Source organism: Pseudomonas sp. Tn43, assembly GCF_014192635.1.
Lineage (GTDB): Bacteria > Pseudomonadota > Gammaproteobacteria > Pseudomonadales > Pseudomonadaceae > Aquipseudomonas.
This window is the reverse complement of the sequence record NZ_JACHYG010000007.1, coordinates 13,485-28,107: the sequence shown is the minus strand read 5'-3', so window position 1 is coordinate 28,107 and position 14,623 is coordinate 13,485. Positions and strand designations below refer to the sequence as shown.

At 56.9% G+C, this 14,623-nt stretch carries 16 protein-coding genes; 12 read left to right on the top strand and 4 right to left on the bottom strand.

The genetic code is table 11. The features are described from left to right. The first annotated feature begins 201 nt into the window (after positions 1-201). The 8 genes from metG (at position 202) to FHW68_RS18540 (ending at position 7,186) form a co-directional block, all read left to right on the top strand. Entirely contained in the window at positions 202-2,253 is a 2,052-nt protein-coding gene (metG, locus tag FHW68_RS18575) for a methionine--tRNA ligase (RefSeq protein WP_183682152.1), read from the top strand. A 237-nt stretch (positions 2,254-2,490) separates the two neighbouring features. Then, positions 2,491-3,060 carry an Rnf-Nqr domain containing protein gene (locus FHW68_RS18570; RefSeq protein ID WP_183682149.1) on the top strand — a complete coding sequence of 190 codons (570 nt, stop codon included), beginning with the start codon at positions 2,491-2,493 and terminating at the stop codon, positions 3,058-3,060. Beyond that, positions 3,057-4,064 carry an electron transport complex subunit RsxB gene (gene rsxB, locus FHW68_RS18565; RefSeq protein ID WP_183682146.1) on the top strand — a complete coding sequence of 336 codons (1,008 nt, stop codon included), beginning with the start codon at positions 3,057-3,059 and terminating at the stop codon, positions 4,062-4,064. The genes FHW68_RS18570 and rsxB overlap by 4 nt, the downstream gene beginning before the upstream one ends. Beyond that, entirely contained in the window at positions 4,051-5,043 is a 993-nt protein-coding gene (locus FHW68_RS18560) for an RnfABCDGE type electron transport complex subunit D (protein WP_183682143.1), read from the top strand. Before rsxB ends, FHW68_RS18560 begins: the two co-directional genes overlap by 14 nt. Further along, positions 5,040-5,651 carry an RnfABCDGE type electron transport complex subunit G gene (locus tag FHW68_RS18555; RefSeq protein ID WP_095632262.1) on the top strand — a complete coding sequence of 204 codons (612 nt, stop codon included), beginning with the start codon at positions 5,040-5,042 and terminating at the stop codon, positions 5,649-5,651. Before FHW68_RS18560 ends, FHW68_RS18555 begins: the two co-directional genes overlap by 4 nt. Beyond that, on the top strand, positions 5,644-6,234 hold the full coding sequence (locus FHW68_RS18550) for an Rnf-Nqr domain containing protein (RefSeq protein WP_183682140.1): 591 nt from the start codon (positions 5,644-5,646) through the stop codon (positions 6,232-6,234). Before FHW68_RS18555 ends, FHW68_RS18550 begins: the two co-directional genes overlap by 8 nt. A 25-nt stretch (positions 6,235-6,259) precedes the next feature. Next, complete coding sequence (nth, locus tag FHW68_RS18545; RefSeq protein ID WP_095632264.1) at positions 6,260-6,898, top strand: endonuclease III; 639 nt, start codon at positions 6,260-6,262, stop codon at positions 6,896-6,898. Positions 6,899-7,006: 108 nt separating this feature from the next. Continuing rightward, complete coding sequence (locus tag FHW68_RS18540; protein ID WP_007898493.1) at positions 7,007-7,186, top strand: PA3496 family putative envelope integrity protein; 180 nt, start codon at positions 7,007-7,009, stop codon at positions 7,184-7,186. Positions 7,187-7,278: 92 nt separating this feature from the next. Here FHW68_RS18540 and FHW68_RS18535 read toward each other — a convergent pair whose 3' ends face one another. Beyond that, positions 7,279-7,905: a response regulator transcription factor gene (locus tag FHW68_RS18535; RefSeq protein ID WP_008069501.1), complete on the bottom strand. Its 627-nt coding sequence runs from the start codon at positions 7,903-7,905 to the stop codon at positions 7,279-7,281. 551 nt (positions 7,906-8,456) lie between these two features. On the opposite strand from FHW68_RS18535, the gene FHW68_RS18530 reads away from it, so the two are divergent. Beyond that, a complete protein-coding gene (locus FHW68_RS18530) occupies positions 8,457-9,038 on the top strand; it encodes a hypothetical protein (RefSeq protein ID WP_183682137.1) in 582 nt (193 codons plus the stop codon). Positions 9,039-9,214: 176 nt separating this feature from the next. Here FHW68_RS18530 and FHW68_RS18525 read toward each other — a convergent pair whose 3' ends face one another. Beyond that, on the bottom strand, positions 9,215-10,432 hold the full coding sequence (locus FHW68_RS18525) for an argininosuccinate synthase (RefSeq protein WP_095632266.1): 1,218 nt from the start codon (positions 10,430-10,432) through the stop codon (positions 9,215-9,217). A 129-nt stretch (positions 10,433-10,561) separates the two neighbouring features. Continuing rightward, positions 10,562-11,470, bottom strand: a complete 909-nt coding sequence (locus FHW68_RS18520) for an OmpA family protein (RefSeq protein WP_095632267.1) — start codon at positions 11,468-11,470, stop codon at positions 10,562-10,564. Between the two features lie 157 nt (positions 11,471-11,627). Between FHW68_RS18520 and pyrC the strand changes: the two genes are divergently transcribed. Then, complete coding sequence (gene pyrC / locus FHW68_RS18515; RefSeq protein WP_095632268.1) at positions 11,628-12,674, top strand: dihydroorotase; 1,047 nt, start codon at positions 11,628-11,630, stop codon at positions 12,672-12,674. Further along, a complete protein-coding gene (gene rnt, locus FHW68_RS18510) occupies positions 12,671-13,348 on the top strand; it encodes a ribonuclease T (protein ID WP_008069497.1) in 678 nt (225 codons plus the stop codon). The genes pyrC and rnt overlap by 4 nt, the downstream gene beginning before the upstream one ends. Positions 13,349-13,461: 113 nt before the next feature. On the opposite strand, the gene FHW68_RS18505 is transcribed toward rnt, so the two are convergent. After that, positions 13,462-14,064 carry a peroxiredoxin gene (locus FHW68_RS18505; protein WP_095632269.1) on the bottom strand — a complete coding sequence of 201 codons (603 nt, stop codon included), beginning with the start codon at positions 14,062-14,064 and terminating at the stop codon, positions 13,462-13,464. A 325-nt stretch (positions 14,065-14,389) separates the two neighbouring features. On the opposite strand from FHW68_RS18505, the gene FHW68_RS18500 reads away from it, so the two are divergent. Then, positions 14,390-14,608, top strand: coding sequence for a bacterioferritin-associated ferredoxin (locus FHW68_RS18500; RefSeq protein ID WP_095632270.1), 219 nt, complete (start codon positions 14,390-14,392; stop codon positions 14,606-14,608). Positions 14,609-14,623 lie beyond the last annotated feature (15 nt).

Genomic DNA, 14,623 nt, shown 5'->3' with positions numbered 1-14,623 from the left:
CGTTCGGCTGCGGAGCCGTCGTAAAACCAGACAATAAGGTATTTCAGGTGGGTCGAGGTGGCAGGACGGGCGACGGCTTCGCCGCCGAACGCAGGCTTCGCCAGCTGCTACAAAGGTCCGTGAAGGCTGGCCTTGGGGGTGAAAAATATGCGCCGGCGCTTTATAGTGGCCGACCTCCGTTTCATCAAGTAGCCGAGCCCCATGTCCGAGCCACGCAAGATCCTCGTCACCAGCGCCCTGCCCTATGCCAATGGTTCGATCCACCTCGGCCATATGCTGGAATACATCCAGACCGATATGTGGGTGCGCTTCCAGAAGCATCGCGGTAATCAATGCATTTATGTCTGCGCCGACGACGCCCACGGTTCGGCCATCATGTTGCGCGCGGAAAAGGAAGGCATTACTCCGGAACAACTGATCGCCAATGTCCAGGCTGAACACAGCGCCGACTTTGCCGAGTTCCTCGTGGACTTCGACAATTTCCACTCCACTCACGCCGAAGAAAACCGTGAGCTGTCGAGCCAGATCTACCTGAAGCTGCGCGACGCCGGGCACATCGCCACGCGCTCGATCACTCAGTACTTCGACCCGGAAAAGAAAATGTTCCTGGCCGACCGCTTCATCAAGGGCATCTGCCCGAAATGTGGCACCGAAGACCAGTACGGTGACAACTGCGAAAAATGCGGTGCGACCTACGCGCCGACCGATCTGAAGGATCCGAAATCGGCCATCTCCGGCGCCACGCCGGTGCTCAAGGATTCCCAGCACTTCTTCTTCAAGCTGCCGGACTTCCAGGAAATGCTGCAGGCCTGGACCCGTAGCGGCACGTTGCAAGAGGCCGTAGCCAACAAGATCGCCGAATGGCTGGATGCCGGTCTGCAACAGTGGGATATTTCCCGCGATGCGCCGTATTTCGGTTTCGAGATTCCCGACGAGCCCGGCAAATATTTCTACGTATGGCTGGACGCGCCAATCGGCTACATGGCCAGCTTCAAGAACCTCTGCGCCCGCCGCCCGGAACTGGATTTCGACGCGTTCTGGGGCAAGGACTCCACCGCCGAGCTGTACCATTTCATCGGCAAGGACATCGTCAACTTCCACGCCCTGTTCTGGCCCGCGATGCTCGAAGGCGCCGGTTTCCGTAAACCGACCGGCATCAACGTCCACGGCTACCTGACCGTCAACGGCCAGAAAATGTCCAAGTCCCGCGGCACGTTCGTCAAGGCGCGGACTTACCTGGATCACCTGTCACCGGAATACCTGCGCTACTACTACGCCGCCAAGCTGGGCCGTGGCGTCGACGACCTGGACCTGAACCTCGAAGACTTCGTGCAGAAGGTCAACTCCGACCTGGTCGGCAAAGTCGTCAACATCGCCAGCCGTTGCGCCGGTTTCATCCATAAAGGCAACGCCGGTGTACTGGTAGCCGGCAATGCCGCGCCGGAACTGACCGACGCTTTCCTGGCCGCAGCGCCAAGCATTGCCGATGCCTATGAGGCTCGCGACTTCGCACGCGCCATGCGCGAAATCATGGGCCTGGCCGACCGCGCCAACGCCTGGATCGCCGACAAGGCGCCCTGGTCGCTGAACAAACAGGAAGGCAAGCAGGATGAAGTCCAGGCCATTTGCGCCTTGGGCATCAACCTGTTCCGTCAACTGGTGATTTTCCTCAAACCGGTACTGCCGCTGCTGGCCGCCGATGCCGAGGCGTTCCTGAATGTCGCCCCGCTGACCTGGAACGACCACGCCACCTTGCTCAGCAATCATCAGCTGAATGAGTTCAAACCGCTGATGACCCGCATCGACCCGGTAAAAGTACAAGCCATGACCGACGCCTCGAAAGAAGACCTGACCGCCAGCGCAACCGACACCGGCCAAGCGGCACCCGCCGGCAACGGTGAACTGGCCAAGGATCCGCTGTCGCCAGAGATCGAGTTCGACACCTTTGCCGCTGTAGACCTGCGCGTTGCGCTGATCGTCAAGGCCGAAGCCGTGGAAGGTGCCGACAAATTGCTGCGCCTGACCCTGGACATCGGTGACGAGCAACGCAACGTGTTTTCCGGAATCAAGAGCGCTTACCCGGACCCGTCCAAGCTCAATGGTCGCCTGACCATGATGATCGCCAACCTCAAGCCCCGCAAAATGAAATTCGGGATCTCTGAAGGCATGGTGATGGCGGCAGGCCCTGGCGGTGAAGAAATCTACCTGCTGAGCCCCGACAGCGGCGCCAAGCCGGGCCAGCGTATCAAGTAAGGTTCGATCCGCTGGACCAACCCCACAGTCGTGCCTGGCATGACTGTGGGTTTTTCATGTCTGGCCCATACTATCTTTCGGACTCACCTTGTAGAGGTGGTCGAGGGAAACGAGGCTGCGATTTTTTGACCTTGTTTTTAAAAAACAACATCAAAAGATCGCAGCCTGCGGCAGCTCCTACGGATTTACCCGGCAGCCCAACGATGTGTGGGTACGGATGCTTCAGGTAGACAGATCATGACCGAAGTACTTCTTACGCTTATCAGCGCCGCCCTGATCAACAACCTTGTGTTGCACTGGCCGCTGGGCGTCGATCCGCTGCTGGGCAGCGAGCGGTCACAGGTCCATGCGCTGGGTATCGCGACGACGTGTCTGATGCTGGTCGTCGGCGCACTTGGCTATACGCTCTACCATTGGCTATTAGTGCCGTTGGGGCTGACGTCGCTGCGTCTGTTCGTCTTCCTGCCGTTAAGCGTTCTGCTGATCAGCCCGCTGCTCAAACTGCTTTCCCGATCGTTGCTGAAGCTTTCGTTCGATGGCCTCTGGCCGCTGGTGCTGGGGAATGCCGGAGTGCTTGGGCTGACGTTGCTCAACGCTCAACAAGACGAGGGAATTTTCCACGCCGTAGCCCTGAGCCTTGGCGCCGGGCTGGGTTTCTGGCTGGTGCTGAGCCTGTTCAGCGACTTGCGCCAGCGCACACTCGACAACGATATCCCCCTGCCCTTTCGCGGCCTGCCGATCGATTTGATCGGCGCCGGATTGATCGCGGTGATTTTTCTCGGATTCAGCGGGCTGATCAAAACATGAGTCTGATTCAACGCATCGACGCCCTCTTGCCGCAGACCCAATGCGGCAAATGTGGTCACCCCGGATGTAAACCCTACGCCGAAGGCATCGCCAGCGGCGAGCCGATCAACAAGTGCCCGCCGGGTGGCAGTGAAACCATCGCGGCCCTGGCCGACCTGCTGAAAGTGCCCGTGCTGGAGCTGGACGTCAGTCGCGGTTCGGCGCCAGCGCAGATCGCTTACATCCGTGAAGCCGAATGCATTGGCTGCACCAAATGCATTCAGGCCTGCCCGGTCGACGCCATTGTCGGTGCGGCGAAATTCATGCACACGGTCATCATCGACGAATGCACCGGTTGCGACCTCTGCGTGGCGCCTTGCCCGGTGGACTGCATCGAGATGCATCCGTTACCGCTGGCCACGGTCCTGCCGATTGTCGGCGGGCTGGCGTTCAGCCTGGAGGAACAACAAGCCCGGAAGGCCAAGCGCAATCACGCACGGCACCGTTTCGAACAGCGCAATGCCCGCTTGCATCATGAAGAACAACAGAAACTCGCCGAACGTCAGGCCCGCGCCCAACGCACCGTGCAGCACAGCGAAGTAAAACTCGACCCGGTTCAGGCTGCACTCGAGCGCGTCCGTGCACAGAAAGCCGCCAATGCCGATGCGGCACTGAAAAAGGCCAAGATCGATCTGGCAATGAGTCGGGCGCAGCTAAACAAATCGCTCAAGGCCTTTGGGCATCCGCCCACCTTCGAACAGCAATCGCAACTGATCGTGCTGCAACAGCAGTTCGAAGCCGCCGAACAAACGCTGGCGAAACTGGAGAACAGCGCACCGCCGCTTCCTGCGCCACCTGCCCCGACAAAAGATGCCGAGCTGAAACGGGCAAAGATCCAGTTGGCCATGCGCCGCGCCGAACTCAAGAAAGCCCAAACAAGCGAGGCTCCGCCCGAACAGATCGAAGCGTTGCAACGTGCGCTCAATGAAGCCGAACGTCAGGTGGATGCCTATGCCACCTCTTGAGTCGGTGGACGAACGCCTTCAACAGGCCATGAAGCTGGTGTTGCTGGCCACCGTGCCGGGGATGCTGGTGTTGTTCTGGCTGTACGGTTGGGGAGTGTTGATCAACCTGATTCTGGCGGCAGCCACCGCTCTGGGCGTTGAGGCAGCCGTGTTGCAGTTACGCAAGCAACCGGTAAAACCGACATTGAGCGACGGCAGTGCACTGGTCAGCGCGACATTATTGGCGCTGGCCTTGCCGCCTTATTGTCCATGGTGGCTGACGCTCAGCGCCGTGGCGTTCGGACTGTTTTTCGGCAAGCATTTGTATGGCGGCGTCGGCAAGAATCCGTTCAATCCGGCGATGCTCGGTTTCGCGCTGGTCCTGGTGATGTTTCCCCAACCAATGACTCATTGGCCGGCGTCCCATGGCATGGATTTGTTCGGTGGATTGCAACAGGTGTTCGGTTTCAGCTTCAATCAAACCCCCGATGCGTGGGCCCAGGCCACGGCGCTGGACAGCTTGCGAATCAACAAAAGTCTGACCATGGACGAACTGTTCGCCGAGAATCCGGCATTCGGCCGTTTTGGTGGCCGAGGTGTTGAGTGGGTTAATCTGGCATTTCTGGCGGGCGGTGTGTTTTTGCTGCAGCGACGGGTGTTCAGCTGGCATGCCCCGGTCGGCATGCTCGCCAGCCTGTTCGTCATCAGCCTGTTGTGCTGGAACGGTACGGGCTCCGATTCTAATGGCTCGCCATTGTTTCATCTGCTCACGGGCGCGAGCATGCTGGGCGCCTTCTTCATCGTGACGGAACCGATATCCGGCGCAAAAAGCCCCACGGCCCGATTACTGTTCGGTGCAGGTGCGGGATTACTCACTTATCTGATTCGGACGTGGGGTGGTTATCCGGACGGTGTGGCCTTTGCGGTTCTGCTGATGAACCTTTGTGTACCGGCGCTGGAACGGTTCGCCGCCTCCAGACAGGAACAGGTTGCCCCATGAACCGAGCGACGAGCGTTGTGATCCTGATCGTGTTGGCAGGCTTGGGGATGGGCGCGACTTACCTCGTGCAGCACACCAGCGCCGCGCGCATTGCCGCTGAACAACGCCTGATCGACAGCCGCCAGTTACTGGATCTGCTACCGGCCGACAGCTACGACAATCAGCCACTGGAACACCCCCTCGACCTCGACAGCACTCGCCTGGCCCACAGCACACTGCTGGGTGGCTACCTGGCTTCCAAGGCCGGTCAACCGAGCGCCGTGTTACTGCGCAGCCAGACTCTGGGCTACGCCGGCACCATCGACTTGCTGATCGCCATCGACCGCCAAGGCACGTTGGCAGGGGTCAAAACCCTCAAGCAATCGGAAACCCCGGGGCTGGGCGGCAAGCTCGCCGAATGGCCCAATGCCTGGCTTGAGGTGTTTACCGGCAAGTCTCTGACCGCCCCCGATGACAATGGCTGGGCCTTGAAAAAAGACCAAGGGCAATTCGATCAGATCGCGGGGGCGACCATCACCTCAAGAGCGGTGATCAATGCCACCCATGACGCGTTGCGCTATTTCGACGAACATCGGCAACCGCTGATCGGGAGCAGTGCCCATGAATAAGTCATCGCCCCTGCAAAACTCGCTGATGCTTACGCCGTTGATCGGCATCACCGATTCATTGGTCACGGCCCTGGGCCTGTGGCTGATGTTTGCTCTGATACTCAGCGCTTACAGTGTGAGCATGGGCGTCTTGCGCTCGCGACTGGTGCCGGCCACCCATTTGCTCGCTAGCCTCCTGGTGGCCGCCACGCTGACCAGTTGCGCGGAACTCGCCATGCAAGCCTGGTCGCTCCAATGGCACCAGCATCTGGGTTTTTACCCAGGCTTGATCGCCTTGCAATGCGTCGTGCTGCAACACAACGGTTTTTTCCAGAGCCCAGCGCGTGATCGGCTGCGTCTGTGCGGCCTGTTCGGCGCCTTGATGGTGGGTTTGGGTCTGCTGCGCGAGCTCATCGGCAACGGAACACTCGGTCGCCATCTTTCATGGGTCGCCGGAGCCACACAACCGGACTGGCAAGGCTGGACACTGATCGCCGACGGTGGCCTGCATCTGGCCACGCTGGCCCCCGGCGGGTTTATTCTGCTGGGACTGCTGGTCGCCGCACATCAAGCCTGGACTCGCCGCCCGGCGGCCGCACAATGACCGCCTTCGAGGAAACGCATCGCCCATGAATGCCGCAAAACGTCTGGAAATTTTCCGCAGATTTCACGAAGACAACCCTGACCCCAAGACCGAACTGGCGTACTCCTCACCGTTCGAATTGTTGATCGCCGTGATTCTCTCGGCGCAATCGACCGATGTCGGCGTGAACAAGGCCACCGCCAAACTGTTCCCGGTGGCCAATACGCCATCGGCGATCCATGCCTTGGGCGTCGAAGGGCTGTCGGAGTACATCAAGACCATCGGTCTGTTCAACAGCAAAGCGAAAAATGTGATCGAAACCTGTCGCTTGCTGATGGAGCGCCATGGCGGTGAAGTACCGCAGACCCGCGAGGCGCTGGAGGCATTGCCCGGCGTCGGTCGCAAGACCGCCAATGTGGTGCTCAATACCGCCTTTCGTCAGTTGACCATGGCCGTGGACACTCACATTTTTCGGGTCAGTAACCGTACCGGCATTGCTCCGGGCAAGAACGTGGTGGAGGTGGAGCAAAAGCTGATGAAGTTCGTGCCGAAGGAATATTTGCTCGACGCCCATCATTGGCTGATTCTCCATGGGCGCTACGTTTGCCTGGCCCGCAAGCCGCGGTGTGGCAGCTGCCGAATCGAGGATTTGTGCGAATTCAAGCAAAAGACCTCGGACGATTGAGGCGCTATTAGTTTTTTGGATTGATCGATTGAAAAAATCTTTTTTACCCGCCGGGAAATTGTCGATATAAGGAGCGCCAAAGGGCAGCCTTAGCCTGGAGTTAACCTTATGAGCACTGGCAAAGAACAATTGGACGTAGAAGACGACTTCACCCCCGTTGAGGCCGATGACGCAGAGCCGGTAGTGGAAGTTGCAAAGACCAACCTGAGCAAACGCCGTACCATCGACAATCTGCTGGAGGAGCGCCGACTGCAGAAGCAATTGGCCGATTACGATTTTGACTTATGACACTTAAAAGCCTCCCGAAACGGAGGCTTTTTACTAAGTGCCGCCCCCCTGACAAACACCTGTCTATCGCGTCTCGTCAAACGCTGGTAGCTTCATACCAGGCCATTGCGCTGGGCCAGTTCAATCAGGTCGACCAGTGAGCGAGCATTGAGCTTTAACAGAAGACGGGTTTTATAAGTACTGACGGTTTTATTGCTTAGAAACATTCCGTCGGCAATCTCCTTGTTTGTCTTTCCTCGGGCCAATTGTTGCAAGACCATCATCTCTCGCCCGGACAAACGATCCACCATATCCGCTTCACTGGCGTTCCCAAGACTGGAACGTACGGTATGCAGCGCCTGATTAGGAAAGTAGCTGTAGCCTGACAATACGGCTTTTATTGCACTGAGCAATTCAGTGAGATCCTGCTGCTTGCAAACATATCCGGCGGCCCCCGACTGCATGCAACGCATGGAAAAATGTCCCGGCGCCTGGGATGTCAATATCAGAACTTTAAGCGGCATCGCCGTTGATGTCAGTCGCGCGATAACTTCAAGCCCATCCAGCTTCGGTATTCCAATATCCAGTATGACAATATCCGGCATAAGATCACGGGCAAGTTGTAATGCGTCCACACCATTATCTGTTTCTGCAATGACTTCGTAGCCATGACGTTCCATTAGCATACGTACCGCAAGACGAATGACGGGGTGATCATCCACGATCAGCACTTTATTCATGGGCAAGTCCAATTTCGCTGTTCGAATTTTTAGAGCCCGCACCATAGCGTAGTCATTTCATCCATGGCACGCCGTCACCCTTGGCCACTTGCAGTGAGAGACATAGCCTACAAACAACACGGATTATTCCTACAAAAAATCATTGCCATACGAACAAGCAAAGATTTTTACTGATCTATTATTATTCAGTACCTTGACAGTTTTTTGTATCGACTTACAACCAAAAAACGACAAAAGAACAATGTCAATACACTGTTCTACGATAGGTAGACCATTGAATTATCCTTAAAAGTAACGGGTATTTTCCTATACCCTCGTGCGCACGCCGCGCTCAAACAATCAAAAGCTCTCACACACCGTAACACTTGATCAATATTACAACCCCATTAAAGTAAATAAACAGCCATACTCGCACTTGCAACAATACAGCGACTATAACAAGTTCAACTCCCCAACAAAAAACAATGCAATACCACAGCAATGCAACCCGATATCAATTATCACACCCCATAAATCATTCGAGAAAAGACAACATTTAATGAGCACACCCTATGATAAAACTCAAAAAAAGAATCACCAACCCCATGACGATTATTGCGATATTTGCGGTACTGTCTGAAACATCGGCCGCCGTGTCTCTCCCTTTTCTCGATAACCAGGAAAGAGAACTCTATGTGTGGTTCCTGATCAGTTTTCCCTTTTACTTGCTTTTTCTTTTCTTCATTACTCTCAACTTCAACTATCGATCGCTTTATGCGCCCTCCGATTTTGTGAAGGGAAAGCATTTCATAAAAGCCATGGAGAACGTTCATCCTCCGAGAAACAACCCACCCAGGGTAGCGCCTGAAGGCTCGACTCAGCACCACGTAAATCTGCCTGCCCCCCTAAAGGATCTGCATATCGTTGATGCGCGGTGGATACACAAGAAAATGGCGTTCAGCGCCTTGATGGAGAGCATCCAGTATCCTGCGGACAATCCAGCACAGGTGATCGTATTTCTCACGTGTACCGATTCGGATAAATTGCTGAAGGCCAATACGCTCAAACATTGGAAGCAAATAAAGAAACGCAACAGCGCAACGTTCTGTATTTCTTACAATTTGAGCTCAAAGGGTGTGACGATTATGGGCTAGACATTGAAATGCCGCCCATCAGAAAGGCAGCCCTTGAGGCAGATCAAGGACAGAAAAGCAGAAGCAACGGTTAGCAAAAACAAGAAGAAAGCGAAACGCTATGTGCAGCAGCCCCCTCTTCCAATTTGTGGCCTTGTCATCAACAAGGCCACAAATCCATTACCGACTCAAAGGTCTCAGAAAAGCTTGCGGCCTTTGTTTGCCGCGATACGCATGCGCAAGGCATTGAGCTTGATGAAGCCCGCTGCGTCGGCCTGGTTGTAGGCGCCGCCATCTTCCTCGAAGGTCGCGATATTGGCATCGAACAACGACTCGTCGGACTTGCGACCGGTAACGATCACATTGCCCTTGTACAGCTTCAGGCGCACTACGCCGTTCACGTGGGCCTGGGAAGCATCGATCATCTGTTGCAGCATCAGACGCTCAGGGCTCCACCAGTAACCGGTGTAGATCAGGCTGGCGTACTTAGGCATCAGCTCGTCTTTGAGGTGAGCCACTTCGCGGTCCAGGGTGATCGATTCGATCGCGCGGTGAGCGCGCAGCATGATGGTGCCGCCCGGGGTTTCGTAGCAGCCGCGAGACTTCATGCCGACGTAGCGGTTTTCGACGATGTCCAGACGGCCGATACCGTGTTCGCCACCGATACGGTTCAAGGTCGTCAGCACGGTGGCCGGAGTCATTTCGACGCCGTCCAGTGCAACGATGTCGCCGTTACGGTAAGTCAGTTCCAGGTACTGCGGTTTGTCAGGAGCGTTCTCCGGGGAGACGGTCCATTTCCACATGTCTTCTTCGTGCTCGGTCCAGGTGTCTTCCAGCACGCCGCCTTCATAGGAGATGTGCAGCAGGTTGGCGTCCATCGAGTACGGGGATTTCTTCTTGCCGTGACGCTCGATCGGGATGTTGTGCTTTTCAGCATAATCCATCAGCTTTTCACGGGAGAGCAGGTCCCATTCGCGCCACGGAGCGATCACTTTCACACCTGGCTTCAAGGCGTAGGCGCCCAGTTCGAAACGAACCTGGTCGTTGCCCTTGCCGGTCGCGCCGTGGGAAATGGCGTCAGCGCCGGTTTCGTTGGCGATTTCGATCAAGCGCTTGGCGATCAACGGACGAGCGATGGAAGTACCCAGCAGGTACTCGCCTTCATAAACGGTGTTGGCGCGGAACATCGGGAACACGAAATCGCGCACGAATTCTTCGCGCAGATCGTCGATGTAGATTTCTTTTACGCCCATGGCCTGTGCCTTGGCGCGGGCCGGTTCGACCTCTTCGCCCTGACCCAGGTCAGCGGTGAAGGTCACTACTTCACAGTTATAAGTATCCTGCAGCCACTTGAGGATCACCGAAGTGTCCAGGCCGCCGGAATACGCCAGAACGACCTTGTTTACGTCCGCCATGCCATCACTCCACGGGGTTCTACGGAAAGCCGTCAAGTCTACCGCTCATGCAGAATATTTTACAGAGGCGCGACAGCTTATGACGACGAAGCGACAGATTATGTCGAGCGAACGACGATTTCAGCAGGTTCAGGAGGTCGTCGCGCTGCTCGCCGAAGCGGTGGCTTGCGACGCCGGTTTCTCGGTCGGCGCTACCCGTTCAAGGCGTACGGCAACCCGGCGATTCTTCGCCCGATTGGCGGCGTTATTGTTCGGCGCCAAAGGATAGCGCTCTCCATGAAAACGCAGGGTAATCTGCGATTCCTGAATACCATTGGCCTTGAAGAAATCCATCACGGCCAGCGCCCTGCGTCGCGACAGTTCGCGGTTGGTCAGGCGGTTGCCACTGTTGTCGGAATGGCCGTCGAGCTCAATGTGATTGACCGTCGGATCAGCTTTCATGAATTCCAGCATGACCTGTAAATGAGCCTTGGCTTGGGTGTCGAGATCGATACCCTCCCCCGGAAAGCCGATTTGGGACTGCTTCACCTGCTCGAAATTCTGCGGCAGCAACTTGGCTACACACCCTTGATAGTCGCTGTAGGCCTTGCTGAATTTGACCGGCAGCAGACGGACTTCGGATACCCGCCCATCGCCCGAGGAGTGTCGAACCACCGGGCTGCGACCGTCCAGCAACCCGCTGATCAGGCGCCCGGCCTGAACCTGCGAGCTGTTGAACAGCACGTTGCCGCTGCCCATTCGCACCGAGCCCAGGTTGATGTCACCGCGCCCCGGCTGCCATGGCGCAGCGGCTGCCAGCAAGGTCGCGGAACCGCCACCGATCATCGAGTTGTAGGCCTTCAAGCGAAATGTCGCCTGTTCGCCGGCACGACGCACGAACTCTCCCGAGCCGAAATCGGTGACGGGCTGAGTCAGGCGGCATTCGAACTTGTCACCTTCGACCGTCCACTCGATGCTCTCCAGACGGGTCTGGAAAGTGAGCGCCATCGCAGGAAGGCTGGCAAACACACTGAGCAAGGCTAAATAACGCTGGCGCACGGGAGGGCTCCACTGGCTTGTGCAACAAAAAGACCACACACATCTTTACGGCATACCTGTTGGATATCGGAAGCTTGCGGCAAAACTTGATAGCGAGTGCCTGCAAGAGTCTTTTCCGGTAGCATTCCCCTGAGTTTGACCCGCCTGGAATCCCCTCATGTCCGACCGCCTGACCCTGCTGCGTCCCGACGACTGGCATATTCATCTTCGCGATGGTGCTGTGTTGACTAATACCGTCGCGGATGTCGCGCGCACCTTTGGTCGCGCCATCATCATGCCCAACCTGGTACCGCCGGTGCGCAACGCGGCTGAAGCCAATGGCTATCGCCAGCGGATTCTCGCCGCCCGTCCGGCCGGCAGCCGTTTCGAACCGTTGATGGTTCTGTACCTGACCGACCGCACCCAGCCCGAAGAAATTCGTGAGGCCAAGGCCAGCGGTTTCGTTCACGCCGCCAAGTTGTACCCGGCCGGAGCGACCACCAATTCGGACTCTGGCGTCACCAGCATCGACAAGATTTTCCCTGCACTCGAGGCCATGGCCGACGTCGGAATGCCCTTGTTGGTTCACGGTGAAGTCACCCGTGGCGATGTCGACGTTTTCGATCGCGAAAAGATCTTCATCGACGAGCACTTGCGTCGAGTGGTCGAGCGTTTCCCGACTCTCAAAGTGGTGTTCGAACACATCACCACCGCTGATGCCGTGCAGTTCGTCAACGAGGCTTCGGCCAACGTCGGCGCAACCATCACCGCGCATCACCTGCTGTACAACCGCAACCACATGCTGGTGGGCGGGATTCGGCCGCACTTCTATTGCCTGCCGATCCTCAAGCGCAATACCCACCAGGAAGCCCTGCTCGACGCCGCCACCAGTGGCAGCGACAAGTTCTTCCTCGGCACCGACTCGGCGCCCCATGCCCTGCATGCCAAAGAAGCGGCTTGCGGCTGTGCCGGTTGCTACACCGCTTATGCCGCGATCGAGATGTATGCCGAAGCCTTTGAACAGCGCAACGCGCTGGACAAGCTCGAAGCCTTCGCCAGCCTCAACGGCCCGCGCTTTTATGGCCTGCCGGTGAACACCGATCGCATCACCCTGGTCCGCGATGAGTGGACCGCCCCAACCAGCTTGCCGTTTGGCGAGCTGACTGTAATCCCGCTGCGCGCCGGTGAAAAACTGCGCTGGCGCCTGCTGGAGGAACACGCGTGAGTGAAGACCATTTCGACGACGAACAGGACGGTCAAGGCAACGGAGGTGGTCCTCGTCATCCAATGGCTGCCAGATTCCGCGGTTACCTGCCGGTTGTCGTCGACGTAGAAACCGGTGGCTTCAATTCGGCCACCGATGCCCTGCTGGAAATTGCTGCAACCACCATTGCCATGGATGAAAAAGGCTTTGTGTATCCCGATCACACCTACTTCTTCCGCGTCGAGCCATTTGAAGGCGCGAACATCGAAGCGGCTGCTCTGGAGTTCACCGGGATCAAGCTCGATCACCCGTTGCGCATGGCGGTGAGTGAGGAAGCGGCCCTGACTGACATTTTCCGCGGCATCCGCAAGGCCCTGAAAGCCAACGGCTGCAAACGGGCGATTCTGGTCGGGCACAACAGCAGTTTCGATCTGGGCTTCCTCAACGCCGCTGTCGCACGCCTGGACATGAAACGTAACCCGTTTCATCCATTTTCCAGCTTCGATACCGCGACCCTCGCAGGTCTGGCCTACGGTCAAACCGTATTGGCCAAGGCCTGTCAGGCAGCCGATATCGACTTCGACGGTCGCGAGGCTCATTCGGCTCGCTACGACACCGAGAAGACTGCCGAGCTGTTCTGCGGCATCGTCAATCGCTGGAAACAAATGGGCGGCTGGGAAGACTACAACGACTGATCCATCACGCATCCGATACCGAGGGAGCTCGCTCCCGAAGTAAACGGCACGGGTTGATCCCGCCCATAAAAAAACCGGCCTAATCAGCCGGTTTTTTTATGCCTGGAACGTGCTTACAGCGCAGCAGCGTGCTCGGTCAGGTATGCAGCAACGCCTTCTGGCGAAGCGTTCATGCCTTTGTCGCCTTTTTTCCAGTTGGCGGGGCAAACTTCGCCGTGCGCTTCGTGGAATTGCAGAGCGTCGACCAGACGGATCAGCTCTTCCATGTTACGGCCCAGCGGCAGGTCGTTGACGATCTGCGAGCGGACAACGCCTTTGTCGTCGATCAGGAACGCGCCACGGAAGGCAACGCCGTCAGCGGACTGAACGTCGTAAGCCTTCATGATTTCCTGCTTGATGTCGGCAGCCATGGTGTAACGAACCTGACCGATGCCGCCGCTGTTCACCGGGGTGTTGCGCCATGCGTTGTGAGTGAAGTGCGAGTCGATCGACACCGCGACCACTTCCACGTTGCGCTCTGCGAAGTCAGCCATGCGGTTGTCCAGAGCGATCAGCTCGGACGGGCAAACGAAAGTGAAGTCCAGTGGGTAGAAGAACACCAGGCCGTATTTGCCTTTGATGGCCGAGGACAGGGTGAAGCTGTCTACGATTTCGCCATTGCCGAGTACGGCTGGTACGGTGAAGTCAGGGGCTTGTTTGCCTACGAGTACGCTCATTGGATATCTCCTGGTGTAATAACGTTGAAGAACAGGGTTCATGCCAGCCTGCCACCCTCGGGCGACAGCCCTGTGACACAAACCTGCTTCGCAAAAGGCCGACCATCATACACCGCGTTTTTCACCTGTCCTTAGCGCCTTAACGGTTTTTTTCCTGGACGGTAAAAAGACCGCTGCTCTATTTTTCTCTTGCCTACGTGAGAAGAAACCGTTCGTCAGTCACAGGCCCTTATGACGAAAAGGCTTCAGAAACCACTTTGACAATCATTCTCGTTAACATTAAGATCCATCGCAATTGAGTCACAACCAGCGACGGTTCTCACTTATGTATGTCTGCCTCTGCACTGGCGTCACCGACGGTCAAATCCGCGATGCAATCTATGAAGGTTGCTGCAGCTATAAGGAAGTCCGTCAGGCTACCGGCGTAGCCGGCCAATGCGGTAAATGCGCCTGCCTTGCCAAGGAAGTGGTCCGTGAAACCCTGGGCAAACTGCAATCGGCTCAGGCATCGATCCCCTACCCCGCAGAATTTACCGCCGCTTAATGACCGTATTTCAAA